This window comes from Bacillus sp. FSL K6-2819 (genome assembly GCF_038008305.1).
In the GTDB taxonomy this organism is placed as follows: domain Bacteria; phylum Bacillota; class Bacilli; order Bacillales; family Bacillaceae; genus Bacillus; species Bacillus amyloliquefaciens.
In genome coordinates, this window is record NZ_JBBOYV010000001.1 from 909,033 (window position 1) to 925,142 (window position 16,110).

Annotated in this window: 18 protein-coding genes; 16 read left to right on the forward strand and 2 right to left on the reverse strand. The window is 45.5% G+C overall.

Annotated elements, in window-relative coordinates; translation table 11 throughout:
* Positions 1–71 precede the first annotated feature (71 nt).
* The 15 genes from MHH91_RS04765 (at position 72) to MHH91_RS04835 (ending at position 13,513) form a co-directional block, all read left to right on the forward strand.
* Positions 72–704 carry a YhbD family protein gene (locus MHH91_RS04765; RefSeq protein ID WP_013351612.1) on the forward strand — a complete coding sequence of 211 codons (633 nt, stop codon included), beginning with the start codon at positions 72–74 and terminating at the stop codon, positions 702–704.
* Positions 695–1,408, forward strand: coding sequence for a polymer-forming cytoskeletal protein (locus MHH91_RS04770; protein ID WP_013351613.1), 714 nt, complete (start codon positions 695–697; stop codon positions 1,406–1,408). Before MHH91_RS04765 ends, MHH91_RS04770 begins: the two co-directional genes overlap by 10 nt.
* Positions 1,409–1,419: 11 nt before the next feature.
* Positions 1,420–2,130, forward strand: coding sequence for a hypothetical protein (locus tag MHH91_RS04775; protein ID WP_013351614.1), 711 nt, complete (start codon positions 1,420–1,422; stop codon positions 2,128–2,130).
* A 358-nt stretch (positions 2,131–2,488) separates the two neighbouring features.
* Positions 2,489–4,384: a serine/threonine protein kinase PrkA gene (prkA, locus tag MHH91_RS04780; protein ID WP_013351615.1), complete on the forward strand. Its 1,896-nt coding sequence runs from the start codon at positions 2,489–2,491 to the stop codon at positions 4,382–4,384.
* Positions 4,385–4,572: 188 nt separating this feature from the next.
* The gene (gene yhbH, locus MHH91_RS04785; protein WP_014469945.1) at positions 4,573–5,751 is read left to right on the forward strand and encodes a sporulation protein YhbH; all 1,179 of its coding nucleotides are present in this window, start codon (positions 4,573–4,575) and stop codon (positions 5,749–5,751) included.
* 187 nt (positions 5,752–5,938) lie between these two features.
* A complete protein-coding gene (locus tag MHH91_RS04790) occupies positions 5,939–6,403 on the forward strand; it encodes a MarR family transcriptional regulator (RefSeq protein ID WP_013351617.1) in 465 nt (154 codons plus the stop codon).
* Positions 6,404–6,439: 36 nt separating this feature from the next.
* On the forward strand, positions 6,440–7,105 hold the full coding sequence (locus tag MHH91_RS04795; RefSeq protein ID WP_014471640.1) for an HlyD family secretion protein: 666 nt from the start codon (positions 6,440–6,442) through the stop codon (positions 7,103–7,105).
* Positions 7,106–7,145: 40 nt separating this feature from the next.
* A complete protein-coding gene (locus MHH91_RS04800; protein WP_013351619.1) occupies positions 7,146–8,741 on the forward strand; it encodes an MFS transporter in 1,596 nt (531 codons plus the stop codon).
* Positions 8,742–8,765: 24 nt separating this feature from the next.
* Entirely contained in the window at positions 8,766–9,299 is a 534-nt protein-coding gene (locus MHH91_RS04805) for an NAD(P)H-dependent oxidoreductase (protein WP_013351620.1), read from the forward strand.
* Positions 9,300–9,311: 12 nt separating this feature from the next.
* Positions 9,312–9,683: a hypothetical protein gene (locus tag MHH91_RS04810; RefSeq protein WP_013351621.1), complete on the forward strand. Its 372-nt coding sequence runs from the start codon at positions 9,312–9,314 to the stop codon at positions 9,681–9,683.
* Positions 9,684–9,801: 118 nt separating this feature from the next.
* The gene (locus MHH91_RS04815; RefSeq protein WP_014469946.1) at positions 9,802–10,569 is read left to right on the forward strand and encodes a hypothetical protein; all 768 of its coding nucleotides are present in this window, start codon (positions 9,802–9,804) and stop codon (positions 10,567–10,569) included.
* Positions 10,570–10,571: 2 nt separating this feature from the next.
* On the forward strand, positions 10,572–10,949 hold the full coding sequence (locus MHH91_RS04820; RefSeq protein WP_014471641.1) for a GntR family transcriptional regulator: 378 nt from the start codon (positions 10,572–10,574) through the stop codon (positions 10,947–10,949).
* Positions 10,939–11,655: an ABC transporter ATP-binding protein gene (locus MHH91_RS04825; protein ID WP_014469948.1), complete on the forward strand. Its 717-nt coding sequence runs from the start codon at positions 10,939–10,941 to the stop codon at positions 11,653–11,655. Before MHH91_RS04820 ends, MHH91_RS04825 begins: the two co-directional genes overlap by 11 nt.
* Positions 11,656–12,573 (forward strand): ABC transporter ATP-binding protein, encoded by a 918-nt coding sequence (locus MHH91_RS04830; RefSeq protein WP_014471642.1) that lies wholly within the window; start codon positions 11,656–11,658, stop codon positions 12,571–12,573. It begins immediately after the preceding gene.
* The gene (locus MHH91_RS04835; protein WP_013351626.1) at positions 12,566–13,513 is read left to right on the forward strand and encodes an ABC transporter permease; all 948 of its coding nucleotides are present in this window, start codon (positions 12,566–12,568) and stop codon (positions 13,511–13,513) included. Before MHH91_RS04830 ends, MHH91_RS04835 begins: the two co-directional genes overlap by 8 nt.
* An 83-nt stretch (positions 13,514–13,596) precedes the next feature.
* On the opposite strand, the gene cspB is transcribed toward MHH91_RS04835, so the two are convergent.
* Positions 13,597–13,797 (reverse strand): cold shock-like protein CspB, encoded by a 201-nt coding sequence (gene cspB / locus MHH91_RS04840; RefSeq protein ID WP_003155376.1) that lies wholly within the window; start codon positions 13,795–13,797, stop codon positions 13,597–13,599.
* 380 nt (positions 13,798–14,177) lie between these two features.
* Here cspB and MHH91_RS04845 point away from each other — a divergent pair, with 380 nt between their 5' ends.
* Entirely contained in the window at positions 14,178–15,011 is an 834-nt protein-coding gene (locus MHH91_RS04845; RefSeq protein ID WP_014469949.1) for a MetQ/NlpA family ABC transporter substrate-binding protein, read from the forward strand.
* A 15-nt stretch (positions 15,012–15,026) separates the two neighbouring features.
* Here the strand turns inward: MHH91_RS04845 and MHH91_RS04850 are convergent, their stop codons facing one another.
* Positions 15,027–16,109: a GGDEF domain-containing protein gene (locus tag MHH91_RS04850; RefSeq protein WP_013351628.1), complete on the reverse strand. Its 1,083-nt coding sequence runs from the start codon at positions 16,107–16,109 to the stop codon at positions 15,027–15,029.
* Position 16,110 lies beyond the last annotated feature (1 nt).

A 16,110-nucleotide genomic window follows, 5' to 3' on the forward strand; every position in this document is an offset into this window, starting at 1 on the left:
TTTTTATATTTATAGGCTTAACAAACGTAACAGTGTTATGTTACAATGTTTTCATCAAAGGAGCTGGATTTATGGAGGAACAACTGATTTCTAAAAAAGAATTACTTGAAGAAACATCAATCTCATACGGACAGCTGTACCGCTGGAAGCGGAAAAATTTAATTCCTGAGGAATGGTTTATCCGAAAATCAACGTTTACAGGCCAGGAAACATTTTTTCCGAGAGCGGAAATATTAAAACGTATCTCAAAAATACAGAAAATGAAAGAAAATCTGTCTTTGGATGAAATGAGGGAAATGCTGTCTCCGCAAATGGCTGATGTCAACATAACGTTTGCGGAGCTGCTTCAAAAAGGGCTGATTTCAAAGGCCGCGCTGCAAGTTTACGGAGAAGGCGGCGTGACATTTACAGCTCGCGCGCTGCTGTCTTTATATGTGCTTGAAGGGCTTTTGCAGTCAGGCAATATCAATCTTGACGAAGGGAAAATGGCGGCGGAGGTGCTGAAAGTGTATGAGGATTCCGAGCTGAAAGCAAATACGGAGCTCGTCATGCTCCGAAAACTCGGCGTAACGACGTGCTTCATCTCAGACGCTGAACATATTCTGTTTGAACCATCTGTCAAAGTGGTTGAACGGGTGGCGCTTGCTGCGGCATCAGAAGAATTAAAAACGAAATGGATGCAGGAGGACCATCAATGGACGTAACAGATAAATTAGTCATCAACGGTTCAGGAAGTTCAAAAGGAGGCCGTTTTCATACGGTGGAGATCAACGGAAGCGGCACGGTCTCGGGTGATGTCGAGTGCACGAGCCTTCTGTTTAACGGCAGCGGAAAAACAGACGGGAATGTCAAGACGCAAACGCTGACGATCAGCGGTTCGGGGAAAATTTCCGGCAGCGCTGAAGCCGAATCTATCCGTATCAACGGAACGGGTGTCATTAAAGGTGATGTCAAAACGGAGCGGTTGAACGTCGCGGGATTTTCATCTTTCGGCGGCGGTGTGAAAGCTGATGATATCTTCATATCCGGGAAAGTCGGAATCGAAGGCGATTGTGAGACAGAGACGTTCCGTTCGGAAGGCAAATGCAAGATCGGCGGCCTGCTGAATGCCGATGAAGTCAGTATGAAGCTGGCGGCGGGTGAGAGCCATGTGAAGGAAATCGGCTGCCGCCATTTGAAGGTGATGAGCAGAAAAAGCGTGCTTACGCGTTTTAAACTGATGCCGGCTCCGGTGCTGACCGCAGAGCTGATTGAAGGTGACATCATTGACTTGGCGGACACAAACGCGCAGACAGTACGCGGGAAAACTGTGCGGATCGGCGCGGGATGCATCATTGAGACGGTGGAATACAGCGGCGATTTTACATGTGATCCTTCCGCTTCAGTAAACAAAGTCGTGAAAATATAGGAGGAGCTGCAGTGGAAACAACAAAAAAATTGAGTCATTTAAAAATGTACGGAGCCGGACACGCGGCCGGAGGCTCCTACCAGAATGTAAGCATTAAAGGCGAAGGGACTGTCGGCGAAGGACTTCGAAGCGAACGCTGCCGGATATTCGGTACAGGGCGTTTTCTCGGAGATGCCGAAACCAATCGGCTGAAAATTTTCGGAGAGCATGAGGTTGAAGGAGATTTATCGGCTCGTTCCGCAAATGTGATCGGCACGCTGAAAATTGGCGGCTCTATGCGTTTCACCCGAATGAGGCTGAAAGGACTTGCTGACATTTCCGGCAGTGCTGCGGGAGAGCAGTGCCATATAAAAGGCAGTCTCACCGTCAGCGGGGATTGCGAGACGGAGCAGCTTCATGTAACCGGCTGTATCAATGTGGCGGGATTGTTAAACGCGGGAGACGTAAACATCCATTTGCGTTATGACCAAAGCAAAGTCAAAGAAATCGGCGGCACATCGATTACCGTCAGACGGAAACCCGGTCTTCTTAAACGGAAAGCGGGAATGCTTTCTGCTGAATTGATTGAAGGAGACACGGTTTACCTCGAATATACGAAAGCGGACATCGTCAGAGGGAAGCATGTGGAAATCGGCCCGGGGTGCAAAATCGGAAAAATCGAGTATCGAACAAGCTGTAAAACACATGAGAAATCAACTGTCCAAGAACACATTCAAATATGAAACATTGTTATGTTGTACAGGAAAGGGTGCTCTTCATAAGGAGCACCCTTTTTGCCGTTATTCGTTTTCAGGCTTGCTGTCGTAACCCGCCGTAAAAATGGATACTAAAAAAGTGAGAATGACCCCCAGTAAAATGATCGTTTTCATCATTTCTCCTCCTCTTTGCTTTTCCATTTGCTGTCCGAGTCTGGATGAAACTGTATTTCTTTCATTATGAACGGTGCACCGGACCCTTGTCAATGACCGCCTTAAAACGCCTTTATTTTTAAGAAACGAAAAGCATGTATTTCACATCACCGCATAGATTGTAACAAAGTACCTTATTTCTAGTGCATTAACCATGATAGAGGAGGTTCTTATGGATATATTAAAGAAAATTGAAAAGTACAGAGAGGAAGAGCAGCGTCTCAAATGGGAAGGGACGTTCGCTGATTATTTGGAGATCATAAAAGAAAATCCATTGGTCGCACAGTCTGCTCATTCTCGCGTTTTTAATATGATAAAAGACAGCGGAATCGAGGAGAATGACGGTAAAAAGACATACAGCTTTTTCTCGCGGGAGCTGTTCGGCCTTGAAGAATCTCTGGAACGGCTCGTGGAGGAATACTTTCACCCGGCTGCCAAGCGGCTCGATGTAAGAAAACGGATTTTGCTATTAATGGGACCCGTCAGCGGCGGGAAATCAACCCTTGTCACCATGCTGAAAAAAGGGCTTGAAGCCTACTCATTGACAGACAACGGCGCAGTTTACGCCATCAAAGGCTGCCCGATGCATGAAGATCCTCTCCATCTCATTCCCCATCATCTGCGCGAAGACTTCTACAGAGAATACGGGATCAGAATTGAGGGCAGCCTGTCTCCGCTTAATGTCATGCGGCTTGAAGAAGATTACGGCGGCAGAATTGAAGATGTAAAGGTTGAACGCATTTTCTTCTCTGAGGATAAGCGTACCGGAATCGGAACCTTCAGTCCGTCCGACCCGAAATCACAGGATATTGCCGACTTGACGGGGAGCATTGATTTTTCAACGATTGCCGAATACGGCTCGGAATCAGATCCACGCGCCTATCGGTTTGACGGGGAATTAAATAAAGCAAACCGCGGAATGATGGAGTTTCAGGAAATGCTGAAATGCGATGAAAAATTTCTGTGGCACCTTCTGTCACTCACGCAGGAAGGGAATTTCAAAGCCGGGCGGTTTGCGCTCATCTCAGCTGACGAATTGATTGTTGCGCATACGAACGAAACGGAGTACCGCTCGTTTATTGCCAATAAAAAAAATGAAGCCCTTCATTCCAGAATCATCGTGATGCCTGTCCCTTATAATTTAAAGGTGTCCGAGGAAGAACGGATTTATGAAAAAATGATTTCTGAAAGTGATGTTTCTGACGTTCACATCGCCCCCCATACATTAAAAGTGGCTGCGATGTTTTCTATTTTAACCCGGCTGAAGGAACCGAACCGGTCTGATATTGATCTTGTCAAAAAAATGAGGCTCTATGACGGGGAAAGCGTTGAAGGTTACAATTCTGTTGATCTGGAGGATATGAAGAAGGAATTCCATGATGAAGGAATGAGCGGAATCGATCCGCGCTATGTCATCAACCGCATTTCCTCAACAATTATCAGAAAAAATATGGAATCCATCAATTCGCTTGACGTGCTGCGTTCCTTAAAAGAAGGACTTGACCAGCATCCTTCCATCTCTGCCGAGGACAAAGAGCGGTATATGAATTTTATTTCCGCCGCCCGGAAAGAGTACGATGACATTGCCAAAAAAGAAGTGCAGAAGGCGTTTGTCTATTCATATGAAGAATCCGCTAAAACACTCATGGATAATTATCTAGATAATGTGGAAGCGTACTGCAACAAAAATAAGCTCCGCGATCCGCTGACGGGAGAAGAAATGAATCCTGACGAAAAGCTGATGAGATCCATTGAAGAGCAGATCGGCATTTCAGAAAACGCGAAAAAAGCGTTCCGAGAAGAAATTTTAATCCGCATATCGGCCTATGCAAGAAAAGGAAAACGCTTCGACTACAATTCACATGAAAGACTCCGGGAAGCGATTCAGAAAAAGCTGTTCGCCGACTTAAAAGATGTGGTGAAAATTACGACTTCAACCAAAACGCCGGATGAGCAGCAGCTTAAAAAGGTCAATGAGGTAGTGGCGCGGTTAATAGATGAACACGGCTATAATTCGACAAGCGCAAATGAACTGCTGAAGTATGTCGGAAGCTTGTTAAACCGCTGATGCTTGATTCATGAAAGGCCCGTCCGTATAAGGACGGGTTCTTTTGTCTGTTTTTCGCAATTGTTTGTCAATTGGAAAGTCCGTCCGGCATAAGATAAGAATAAATCTTTTCGCCGGACTTGTTTCATAAACAGGAACAAGCCGGAATACACATGTAAAACGACCATAACGGTTAAGGAGGGGAATTCATGTCCCGTAATGACAGCGGAAATTTTTTGATTTCAGAGGAAGACTGGTCCCTCCATCGCAAAGGCTTTGACGACCAGCAGCGCCACCAAAAGAAAGTACAGGAAGCGATAAAAAACAACCTTCCGGACCTTGTCACTGAGGAAAGCATTATTATGTCCAACGGAAAGGATGTCGTGAAAATCCCGATTCGTTCGCTTGATGAATATAAAATCCGTTATAACTATGATAAAAACAAACATGTCGGCCAAGGTGACGGTGACAGCGAAGTCGGCGATGTCGTCGCAAGAGACGGCGCAGATAAAAAGCAGGGGGCCGGAAAAGGCCAGGGAGCCGGCGATCAGGCAGGCGAGGATTATTATGAAGCGGAAGTTTCATTGATGGATCTGGAAGAAGCGCTGTTTCAGGAATTAGAACTGCCGAATCTGCAGCAAAAAGAAAGGGACAATATCGTCCATACCGATATCGAGTTCAATGATATCCGGAAAACCGGACTGACAGGGAATATTGATAAGAAAAGGACGATGCTGTCGGCCTATAAACGAAACGCCATGTCAGGCAAGCCGTCGTTTTACCCGATTTATCCGGAAGATTTGAAATACAAAACATGGAATGATGTGACGAAGCCGGAATCGAAAGCTGTCGTATTAGCCATGATGGATACAAGCGGTTCGATGGGCGTATGGGAAAAATATATGGCGAGGAGCTTCTTTTTTTGGATGACACGATTTTTACGGACAAAGTATGAAACGGTTGATATCGAATTTATCGCCCATCATACGGAAGCGAAGGTTGTGTCTGAAGAAGATTTCTTTTCAAAAGGCGAGAGCGGCGGAACCATCTGCTCCTCCGTATACCGGAAGTCTCTTGAATTAATTGATGAAAAATATGATCCCGCGCGCTACAACATCTACCCGTTCCATTTCTCAGACGGAGATAATTTAACATCGGATAATGCGAGGTGCGTAAAGCTTGTCAATGACATCATGAAAAAATCGAATCTGTTCTGCTACGGTGAGGTCAATCAATATAACAGGCATTCCACACTCATGTCCGCCTATAAAAATGTCAAAGATGATAAATTTAAATATTACATCCTGAAGCAGAAATCAGACGTATTTCAAGCGCTGAAAAGCTTTTTTCAAAAAGAAGAAGCGGGTGTAAGCAAAGCATCGTATTAAACAAAAAGCCGAGTGAAGAATCGTGCGGCTGCGATTCTTCCTCTCGGCTTTTTTTAATTAAAAATAAAGAGAAAAAGCGGCATAAAAAAAATCCTTAAAAAATGAAACTTTTCTCTTTACAAACCTTCTTACATTTATTAATATTTTATCTTGTGAACTATTATTAAGGGAATGAGGTGAAAATACGGTGATTGAATCAGAGCTCGCTTTGCTCAGTTTTGAACAGCTGTTTGATACTTCCAGATCGATTTACAAAAAGCAGAAAATGATTCTGGAGACAGTTCTGGAACCTTATGATATTACAGTCCTGCAGTATCTGCTGATGTTCAAAATACATAAGAGCAAAAGCACGCAGCTTTCAAGGCTGGCTTTGTCGCTTGATCTGAAACCGGCGTCTGTCACGAGAATGACCGATATTCTGTATAAGCGCCGCTTAATGGATCGGAGCGACTATCACGACGACCGGCGTGTTGTTATGATTCAGTTAACCGAAGAGGGGGAAGAACTTCTACAGAAAGCTGCTGTTCAATATGCCGAAAAAGCGGCGATCTTATACCAGCAGCTCAATACCGCTGACCTGCAGTACCTGCGCAAGCTTGCCGAAAGTTTAACGAAGCTTGCAAACGGCTGTGCAGTGAAAAACGGTAAATAAAAAAATCCCCACATATTTTTATCATCATTCCACAAAATGATAGAGGAAGAAACGAAAGGAGAAAACAAAATGAACAGAGGACGTTTAATTCTGACCAACATTATCGGTTTGATTGTTGTTCTTGCAATTATAGGCGGAGGTGCTTACTACTATTATCAAAGCACACACTATGTAAAAACCGATGAAGCGAAAGTTGCCGGCGACATGGCTGCTATCACAGCTCCTGCTGCGGGTAAAGTAACTGACTGGAACCTTGACGAGGGGAAAGAAGTAAGTAAAAACGACGTTGTTGCAAAAATCAAAGGACAGCAAAATGCTGACGTAAAAGCCATCATGGATGGAACAATCGTGAAAAACCAAGTGAAAAACGGCCAAATGGTGCAAGCCGGTACGACAATTGCCCAGGAAATTGACATGAAACACCTTTACATCACTGCGAACATTAAAGAAACAGACATTAAAGACATTGAAGTAGGAAACAAAGTAGATGTCGTTGTTGACGGAGACCCGAATACAACATTTGACGGAACTGTAGAAGAAATCGGTTATGCGACAACTTCAACTTTTGATATGCTGCCTTCTTCAAACTCAAGCGGCAACTACACAAAAGTAACGCAAAAAGTTCCTGTTAAAATTTCACTTAGCAACCCATCTGACAAGGTGCTTCCTGGTATGAACGCATCTGTAAAAATCTCTGAATAATACAGATCAGTCATCAAACCATGAAGGGAGGTTGTCTTAGGTGGCTAAATCAGATAATCAAGTAAAAAGTCCTAAAACATTGCTTATTGTGCTTATGGCCGGGTTATTCCTGGCGATCTTGAACCAAACGCTTCTTAACGTGGCGATGCCGCACTTAATGACCGAGTTCGGTGTGAGTGCGACGACGATTCAGTGGCTGACGACCGGGTACATGCTGGTCAACGGCGTTTTGATTCCGTTATCGGCCTTCTTAATTACCCGGTTCGGGCAGAGAAGCCTCTTTCTCGTAGCCATGTTCTGTTTTACAGCGGGAACGTTAGTCTGCGGTATCGCGCCTAACTTCTCAACCATGCTGATCGGCCGGTTAATTCAGGCGGTCGGCGGCGGTATCCTGCAGCCGCTTGTCATGACAACCATTCTGCTTATCTTCCCGCCTGAAAGCAGGGGGAAAGGAATGGGGATTTTCGGTCTTGCGATGATGTTTGCTCCTGCGGTCGGACCGACTCTTTCCGGCTGGATCATTGAGCATTACACATGGCGCATTATGTTCTACGGCCTTGTTCCGATCGGGGCGATCGTTATTATCGTAGCGTTCTTCCTCTTTAAGAACTTGGTGGAACCGCAAAAAATCAAACTCGACAGCTTGGGTGCGATCCTATCCATTGTCGGATTTGCTTCATTGCTTTACGGAGTCAGTGAAGCGGGCAGTGACGGCTGGGGAGATCCGATCGTTCTGTCTACTGTCATTGTCGGTATCATCGCGATTGCCGCGTTTGTCATTCAGCAATTGCGCTCTGAAAAACCGATGCTCGACTTCCGGGTATTTAAATATGATATTTTCTCACTTTCCAGTGTGATTAACATCATTATTACCATTGCGCTTTACACAGGAATGTTCCTGCTTCCGATTTACCTGCAGAACTTAGTCGGCTTTACGGCGCTGCAATCGGGTCTCTTGCTATTGCCGGGCGCGATTGTCATGCTGATCATGTCGCCGATTTCCGGTATTCTGTTTGACAAAATCGGTCCGAGACCGCTTGCGATCATCGGGCTGGTCATCACGGTCGCAACGACATTCCAGTATACAAAATTGACAATTGACACACCTTATACGCATATCATGCTTGTCTATGCCATCCGCGCATTCGGTATGTCACTGTTAATGATGCCTGTTATGACAGCCGGAATGAACCAGCTTCCGGCACGATTGAACAGCCACGGCACGGCGATGAGCAACACGCTCCGCCAGATCAGCGGTTCAATCGGAACAAGTTTGATCACAACTATTTATACGAACCGCACGACTATGCATTATTCGCAGATTGCGGATAAAACGAGCACGGCTGATCCAAACTTCATGCAGTCGTTCCAAAGCGCGGTTTCGAATTTAATGGTCAACATGAACATGTCGCTTGATGCGGCGAAACAAACCGTTTATTCATATCTCTACAAAACAGCTTCACTTAATTCCAATGTTATGGGGATTAATGACGCGTTTATGTGGGCGACGATTTTCGCTGTTATCGGCGTTGTCCTGAGCCTGTTCTTGCGTGACGTACGGAAAGACAAACAGCGGGCGAAGAAAAAAGAGGAGCTGTCATTGCTTCCGGCCCCTAAAGAAGTGAAGGAATCTTAATCATCTGAATGGGAGGTTTCCTGAATGAAAATTTACGTAGTGTACGATAGTGAAGGCGAACACACAAAACACCTTGCCGAAGCCATTGCGGAAGGAGCAAGAGAAAACGCTGAGGCTGAGGTTCTGATTGACCATGTCGATCAAGCCGACATCCGCAAGCTGAAAGATATGGATGCCATTATCTGGGGATGCCCAGGACACTTTGGCACTATCAGTTCAGGCTTAAAAGCGTGGATCGACAAACTCGGCTACCTGTGGGCTGAAGGCGAGCTGATTGATAAAGTCGGCGCTGTATTCTGCACGACGGCGACAACGCACGGCGGATTAGAAATGACAATGCACAATCTGATTACTCCGATGTTTCACCAAGGCATGATTGTTGTCGGCCTTCCCGGAAACGTCCCTGAAAACGCTCTGTACGGCTCTTACTACGGCGCAGGCGTCACATGCCCGGTTGACAGCGATGTGCTGATGACGGAAGAAGGCCTTCAATTAGGCCGAGCGCTTGGCCGACGTGTCAGCCAGGTTACAGGTAATTTAACAGCCGGACGACAGTAAGGAGAGGGTTATATGGCCATTATTATAGCGGTTATTGCTGCTGTCATTGTAATTGCACTTCTTATCACATTCAATGTCCGCAGCACTGCTGCAGGACAGAATGTCAGAGAAGAAACCAGAGAAGCGATCGGCACTGCAGCCGAACAGCCGGAAAAGCATGATCCGGCCGAGGAACGCTCGGCCGAGCATGTTCCCGTCGTTGTAAAATCTGAAGCTCCCCGTGAGAAAAAGAATACAATGGGCGATGATGTGTACCGTCAGGCGCTTCAGAAGTTTAAGACTTCTGACACGGATCAGGAAACAAATGATCCCGAAAGCGGCGGCAAAATGCAGGATAGCAGCTATCGTGATGCGCTGCTCTCCTTAAAAAACAAAAAGAAGTAACGGAAAAGGCAAATCTGCGTAAGAGCGGATTTGCCTTTTTTTATTGAAGATATTGTCATTCACTATGATCTAGTGTACTATGTTACTCATACACTGGATTCGAATGGAGAGAAAAAGAATGACATCGTTTTTAGGTTTGCTGAAAAAAGATGCGAAGGTTTCATGGGTCTGGCTCGCAGTTTGGCTTTGCGTCATGATTTGCTGGGCGCTTACAGCCCACATAATCGCTGCCCGGCAGAAAGAACCGCTCGTCATTTTCGGCTTTTTTGCGGCAATGGGGTTTTTTCAATTTCTTGTGGCGCCGCTTTTTATGTACTATCACCTCCATAAGGAAGGGAAAAATCAGCTGTGGCTTTACAATCCGAATGGCGGGTTTTATCTGCTGGCTTCGAAGCTGACGGCCTCACTGCTGTATCAGTTTATCGGACAGCTGGCGCTGACCGGCTACGGCATTTGGATGTACCGGATGCTTTCTGCAAAAGGAGCCCTTGAACAGCCCGTTCCCCTTGCCGGCACAATGACCGGACTGAATGCTTATCTGCTGATCAGTTCAGCGTACTTATCTGTGATCGTAGCCGTATTTTGGACTGTTTTTCACTCGTTAAAACATTTTCCCATCCTCCGTTGGGTGATCTGCATCGTGCTTGCCGCAGTATGGTCTTATATTGACGATAAAATCATGACGCCTTTCACTTCATCTCAGCATCATTTATGGCCGGTAAAAGTGTATGCGGATTTTGATTTTCACTATACAAAATTGGCCGGCTGGAAGATGGAACTGACGGCCGTCCACTTCTCGCTTTTCAGCTTCCTTGCCGTGATCGTGTTTTCGGCGGTTTGTCTCGCGCTGGCCTCTATGCTGCTGAATCGCAAGGTTGAGGTGTAATGATGGAGCATGAATTTCAGTCATCTAAGCCGATTTATCTGCAGATTGCCGACCGTGTATATTACCGGCTGATCCGAAGTGAGCTTTTACCGGGAGATAAATTGCCGTCCGTTAGAGAGATGGCCTTACAGATGAAAGTGAATCCGAATACGATACAAAGAACATACAGTGAAATGGAAAGGCTGGGGATCGTGGAAACGAAAAGAGGACAGGGAACCTTTATAGCGGAAAGACCTGATCTGAAAGCAGAGCTGAAAGACCGGCTGACAAAAGACGTATTCAAACGCTTTATTCAGGAAATGGCGGAGCTGGGGCTATCTGCTCAAGAAATGCTCGACGGGATCAAACAATATGCGGAGGAAGCAAACGATGAATCTTGATTTTGAACACGTAACAAAAAAATACGGCCGCAGGCTCGCGGTCAGTGATGTCTCATTTTCATTGTCTCCGGGTAAGATCTACGGAATATTAGGGCCGAACGGAAGCGGTAAATCCACAACGCTGAAAATGCTTGCCGGGCTTGCGTTCCCGACCGCGGGAACCGTCCGGATCGGAGGCCGTGCCGTAAGCCGGAACATGCTTTTTCGCACGGCTTATTTAACCGAACATGATATGTTTTTCGCCCGGACGACTGTCGGTGATATGCTCACATTTTATCATTCACAGTTCCCGGATTTTCAGCTGGAAAAAGCACACGGCCTATTATCGGAAATGAATCTTTCAGCGGAGCAGAAGATAAAAGAGCTGTCCAAAGGCAGCCGGGGCAGGCTGAAAATCGTCCTGGCCCTGTCAAGAAAAGCATCCGTTATTCTGCTGGATGAGCCGTTTTCCGGCCTGGATCCTGCGGTCAGGGAATCGATTGTCAACAGTCTCGTATCTTATATTGATTTTGACAGTCAGATCGTAGTCATCGCCACACATGAGATCGATGAGATTGAGACGCTGTTAGACGAAGTGATGGTGTTCAGAAAAGGGAAAATCGCTGAACAGCGCGAGGTCGAAGAAATTCGCGAACAGGAAGGAATGTCCGTGCTTCAATGGTATAAAACCGTGATGCAGAAGCACGAAAAAGAAGGGGGATTCTAATTGGAAACGGTATTGGAACTGCAACAGGTAAAGAAAACGATAAAAGGACGAACGATTATTCATGATCTGAGCTTTTCCGTCCAAGCGGGCGAAGTATTTGGGTTTTTAGGGCCGAACGGAGCGGGAAAAACCACTACGATCAGAATGATGGTCGGATTAATGAAACTGTCTCATGGAGACATCGTAATCTGCGGAGAATCCATTACGAAAAACTATTCAAAAGCGGTCAGGCACATCGGAGCCATCGTGGAAAACCCGGAACTGTACAAATTCCTGAGCGGTTATAAAAACTTACAGCAGTACGCAAGGATGGTAAAAGGCGTTACGAAAGAAAAAATAGATGAGGTCATCGAGCTCGTCGGATTACAGGACAGAATACATGACAAAGTAAAAACCTATTCTCTTGGGATGAGACAGCGCCTCGGCCTTGCCCAAAGCCTGCTGCATAATCCTAAGGTTCTGATTCTGGATGAACCGACAAACGGCCTTGATCCCGCAGGCATCAGGGAAATCAGGGACCACCTGAAAAAGCTGACACGTGAAAAAGGGATGGCGGTCATCGTCTCAAGCCATCTGCTGTCAGAAATGGAGTTAATGTGCGATCGAATCGGCATTCTGCAAAAGGGGGAGCTTGTCGATATACAAAAGGTAAGGGATGAAGGAAAAGAGGATAAAGATGCATACTTCTTCCATATTGAACAAAGAGAAGAGGCACTTGCCGTCCTGACTCAATTTGACTGTGTGAAGAAGACAAACGGCTTTGAGATCAAGCTGTCAAAACAGGAAGTGCCTGATGTGATTTCACTTCTCGTCCGTGAAAATGTCCGCTTATATGAAGTGAAAATCGTCACAAAATCTTTAGAAGACCGTTTCTTGGAAATTACCGGGGGAACGAAAGAGGAGGTTCAATATGTTTAACCTGATCTATAATGAATGGATTAAAATTTTCAGCCGTGTCGGCACGTGGGCAATGATTGTGATTTTAGGCGTTGCGATGATAGGCTTTGCGCTTCTGTCAAACCACTTTACTTCCAATGAAGCCAATCCGAATTGGAAACAAGAGCTCCAGGCTGAAAACAAAGAAATGAAACAGCAGATGAAGGAAACCGGAAATCAGACTCTCATTGATAATCTGAAACAGAATATCGCGATAAATGAATATCGCATTGATCATAATATCCCGAAAGATACAGGGTACACAGTATGGTCATACGTAGCTGATTCTGCGATGATGACTGTTTTGACCGGCTTGTTTACGATCATCATTGCCGCAGGCATCGTGGCGAATGAGTTCAACTGGGGGACGATCAAGCTTCTGGCCATCCGCCCGCTCAGCCGTTTTCAGATTTTGCTTTCTAAATATATGACGGTGCTGCTGTTCGGGCTGCTTATGCTTGTAATTTTATTTGCCGGCTCCGCTCTGTTGGGATTACTCTTTTTCGGCACAAGCGGCGACACAGCCGCTAATGTTCATCTCGTATACAAAGACGGACAAGTTTTTGAGCAAAATATCATCGCATTTCTGGCGAAAACATACGTATATGAATCTGTCTCGGCCTTTATGCTTGCGACGATGGCGTTTATGCTGTCTGCAGTATTCCGGAACAGTTCGTTAGCGGTCGGATTCTCTATTTTTCTATTGGTTATGGGAAGCACGGCGACTGTATTTCTCGCTGCGAAATTTGAATGGGCAAAATATATTTTATTTGCCAATACGGATTTATCGCAATATATGAACGGGACTCCTTTAGTAGAGGGCATGACGATGACATTTTCGGTTGTGATGCTTGTGATTTACTTCATCATTTTTATGGCGCTCGCATTCGGCGTCTTCTTAAAACGGGATATTGCTACCTGATATAAAAAGCTGTTTTGCCTTTGCAAAACAGCTTTTAAATTAAAAAAACCTGCCGGCGTACACCGGCAGGTTTTTTAAGACATTTATGCTTTTGTTACGTTAGCAGCTTGTGGTCCGCGGTTTCCTTCAACGATTTCGAAAGAAACAGATTGGCCTTCTTCTAAAGTTTTGAAGCCTTCGCCTTGAATAGCAGAGAAGTGAACGAATACATCGTCTTGACCTTCTACTTCGATGAATCCGAATCCTTTTTCAGAGTTGAACCATTTTACTTTACCTTCTAACATGAAATTTCCTCCTAAAGCGACATAACGCTTAAATTCACTATTCTTGCTCTAAAACAAACTTCCAAGACGAAAACTCTTACAAAACTTTCTTCTTAAAGATAGTTCGAACAAAAATAATTACCTTTACTCTACCAGTAATCCGGAGAAAAAACAACTGCTAAATGTAACTTTTTTTGAAATAACATTATTTAAGGCGGAACACTCTGGTGGGGAAAGCCGATCTGAGACTGAACAGCACATTTTCAGCTGGTAAAAGCCGCTTTTTACCCTGTGAAGGAAGCAATTGACAACCCTTTTTTAAATCGGTATTGTTAACATAATCATAGCCCGAATGCATGGTGCAGCTTTTGCACATAACAATAGATAGGGAGTAGGTTATCTTGAACCTGCGGCTTATAAACAGTCTGTTTCTCTTCATCGTGATCATGTCACTTACTTCATGCCATTCCCCCGCGGGGAATCGGACAATTACTATCGGAATCAATGAATCTGATCAAATGATCTGGGATTTTGTCGCAAAAAAAGCAAGAGAGAAAGGGTTGAATCTTTCATTGGCAGCGTTTTCGGATTATGCGGAGGCTGATTTGGCACTTGCCGGCGGAGATCTCGATGCCAATGCGTTTCAAACCGTTTCTTATTTTAAATCCTTGCCGCCTAATGTGAAAAATAAGCTGGCTCCTTTAGGAACGACATATGCGGCGTCGATCGGGGTGTATTCCAAGCAGTATAAACAGCTGGAGGATATACCGGACGGCGCGGTCATTGCCGTGCCTGACGAAGCGGCGGCCTTCGACAGAGCGCTCTTTCTCATGCAGGAGGCCGGACTGATTACATTGAAAAAAGGATTCAACGGGACGGGTTCAGCAGATATGATCAAGGACAACCCGAAACATCTGATCTTAAAAACGGAAACAAAAAAGAACGCATTTCAAGCGGCGGAACATGCTGACGCAGCAGTTCTCAGTCAAAGTGACGCGAAAAAAGCAGGATTTCATGCGGAGAAGGACGCATTGATCCGATCGGCGCAGATGAAGGAAGCGTATCTCCATCTGATCGCCGTCAGAGCTGAAGATAAAGATGATGAGCGGATGCGAACACTCCTGTCTTTGTATCAATCAGATGATACCGCGGCGTTTATTGAAAAAGAATATCAGGGCAGCCTGGTTCCTGTTTTCCTGCCGGGCAGCAGCGTTCTCACTGAAAAGAAAGAATGATTCCCCTTGCGGCGGTCATTCTTTTTTTTCAGTGCTGCATACTTGGTTGCGTCCCGATGTTTTTGCTTTGTACAGCAGCCGGTCTGCGATCAGAGGCAATGTCTGCGGATCCGCCGTATTTGTCGGATAATGCGCGATGCCGAGGGAAACGGTCACGGGAATTGTATCTCCGCTCGTTAAAAGAATCGGGTTCCCGTCAATAGCCTGTCTGATTTCTTCTGCGAGGTGAAGCCCTTTTTTATATGTGCAATTCGGTATAAGCACGGCAAATTCTTCGCCGCCGATCCGGGCTGACGGATCAGAGCCGCTGATTAAGAACCTCAGCCGCGCCCCCAGTTCCTTCAGCACTTGATCGCCTTCATAATGGCCGTATTGATCATTGATCTGTTTAAAGTGATCAATATCAAAATAAATAAGCGCGAGCTGAGATGAGGCGGATTGAGACGCCCGGTCGTAAAGAACGCGCGAGACTTCCTCAAATTTTCTCTTATTAAAAATTCCCGTCAGAAAATCATAATTCGCTTGAAACTTGTATTGCTTGAATAAAAGGCGGGCGTCGGCTTCGTGTTTGATGATATACAGTGACAGCATTCCGCCCACGGTGGAAATGAGCCAATAATAAACGAGGGCCCCGGCAGGCTGCTGTTCAGGCATAAGTAACAGCATCGTCAAGGTGAAAATAACGTTTGAGAAAAGCAGCATAACGAACGCCTTTTTGCGATCCGGCTTTTTTCCTCTGAGGACGGCCACAGAAAGAATCGCAATCATCCCGACTGCGACGATGGAAAAAATGGCGCTGGCATTGAAATTGATCAGTATCCGGCCTGCGACGATAATCATAAAGGCAGCTGCCGTAGACACCCAGCCTCCGTAAAGAGCGGCAATAATAATGGGGATATTTCTGAGATCAATGATGGAATCGGAGTAAGAAAAGCCGAAAGCAATCAGAAAAACCCCTAAAAGCCCGCAGGCCGTCCCCTTCAGTAATTGAAACATCGGACGGTCTTCTTTATGCGAAAGCGACTCTTTAAAAAGAAGGGTGAAGAGATAATTAAATGTGATTAAAATCGTCAAATTAAGAAACAGTTCCTTCAGCATA

Coding starts and splice junctions, on each gene's coding strand:
- yhbH (WP_014469945.1), top strand. CDS start 4,573: ATGTCCCGTAATGACAGCGGAAATTTTTTGATTTCAGAGGAAGACTGG.
- MHH91_RS04835 (WP_013351626.1), top strand. CDS start 12,566: ATGTTTAACCTGATCTATAATGAATGGATTAAAATTTTCAGCCGTGTC.
- MHH91_RS04770 (WP_013351613.1), top strand. CDS start 695: ATGGACGTAACAGATAAATTAGTCATCAACGGTTCAGGAAGTTCAAAA.
- MHH91_RS04810 (WP_013351621.1), top strand. CDS start 9,312: ATGGCCATTATTATAGCGGTTATTGCTGCTGTCATTGTAATTGCACTT.
- MHH91_RS04795 (WP_014471640.1), top strand. CDS start 6,440: ATGATAGAGGAAGAAACGAAAGGAGAAAACAAAATGAACAGAGGACGT.
- MHH91_RS04805 (WP_013351620.1), top strand. CDS start 8,766: ATGAAAATTTACGTAGTGTACGATAGTGAAGGCGAACACACAAAACAC.
- prkA (WP_013351615.1), top strand. CDS start 2,489: ATGGATATATTAAAGAAAATTGAAAAGTACAGAGAGGAAGAGCAGCGT.
- MHH91_RS04850 (WP_013351628.1), bottom strand. CDS start 16,109: ATGCTGAAGGAACTGTTTCTTAATTTGACGATTTTAATCACATTTAAT.
- MHH91_RS04820 (WP_014471641.1), top strand. CDS start 10,572: ATGGAGCATGAATTTCAGTCATCTAAGCCGATTTATCTGCAGATTGCC.
- MHH91_RS04825 (WP_014469948.1), top strand. CDS start 10,939: ATGAATCTTGATTTTGAACACGTAACAAAAAAATACGGCCGCAGGCTC.
- MHH91_RS04815 (WP_014469946.1), top strand. CDS start 9,802: ATGACATCGTTTTTAGGTTTGCTGAAAAAAGATGCGAAGGTTTCATGG.
- cspB (WP_003155376.1), bottom strand. CDS start 13,797: ATGTTAGAAGGTAAAGTAAAATGGTTCAACTCTGAAAAAGGATTCGGA.
- MHH91_RS04765 (WP_013351612.1), top strand. CDS start 72: ATGGAGGAACAACTGATTTCTAAAAAAGAATTACTTGAAGAAACATCA.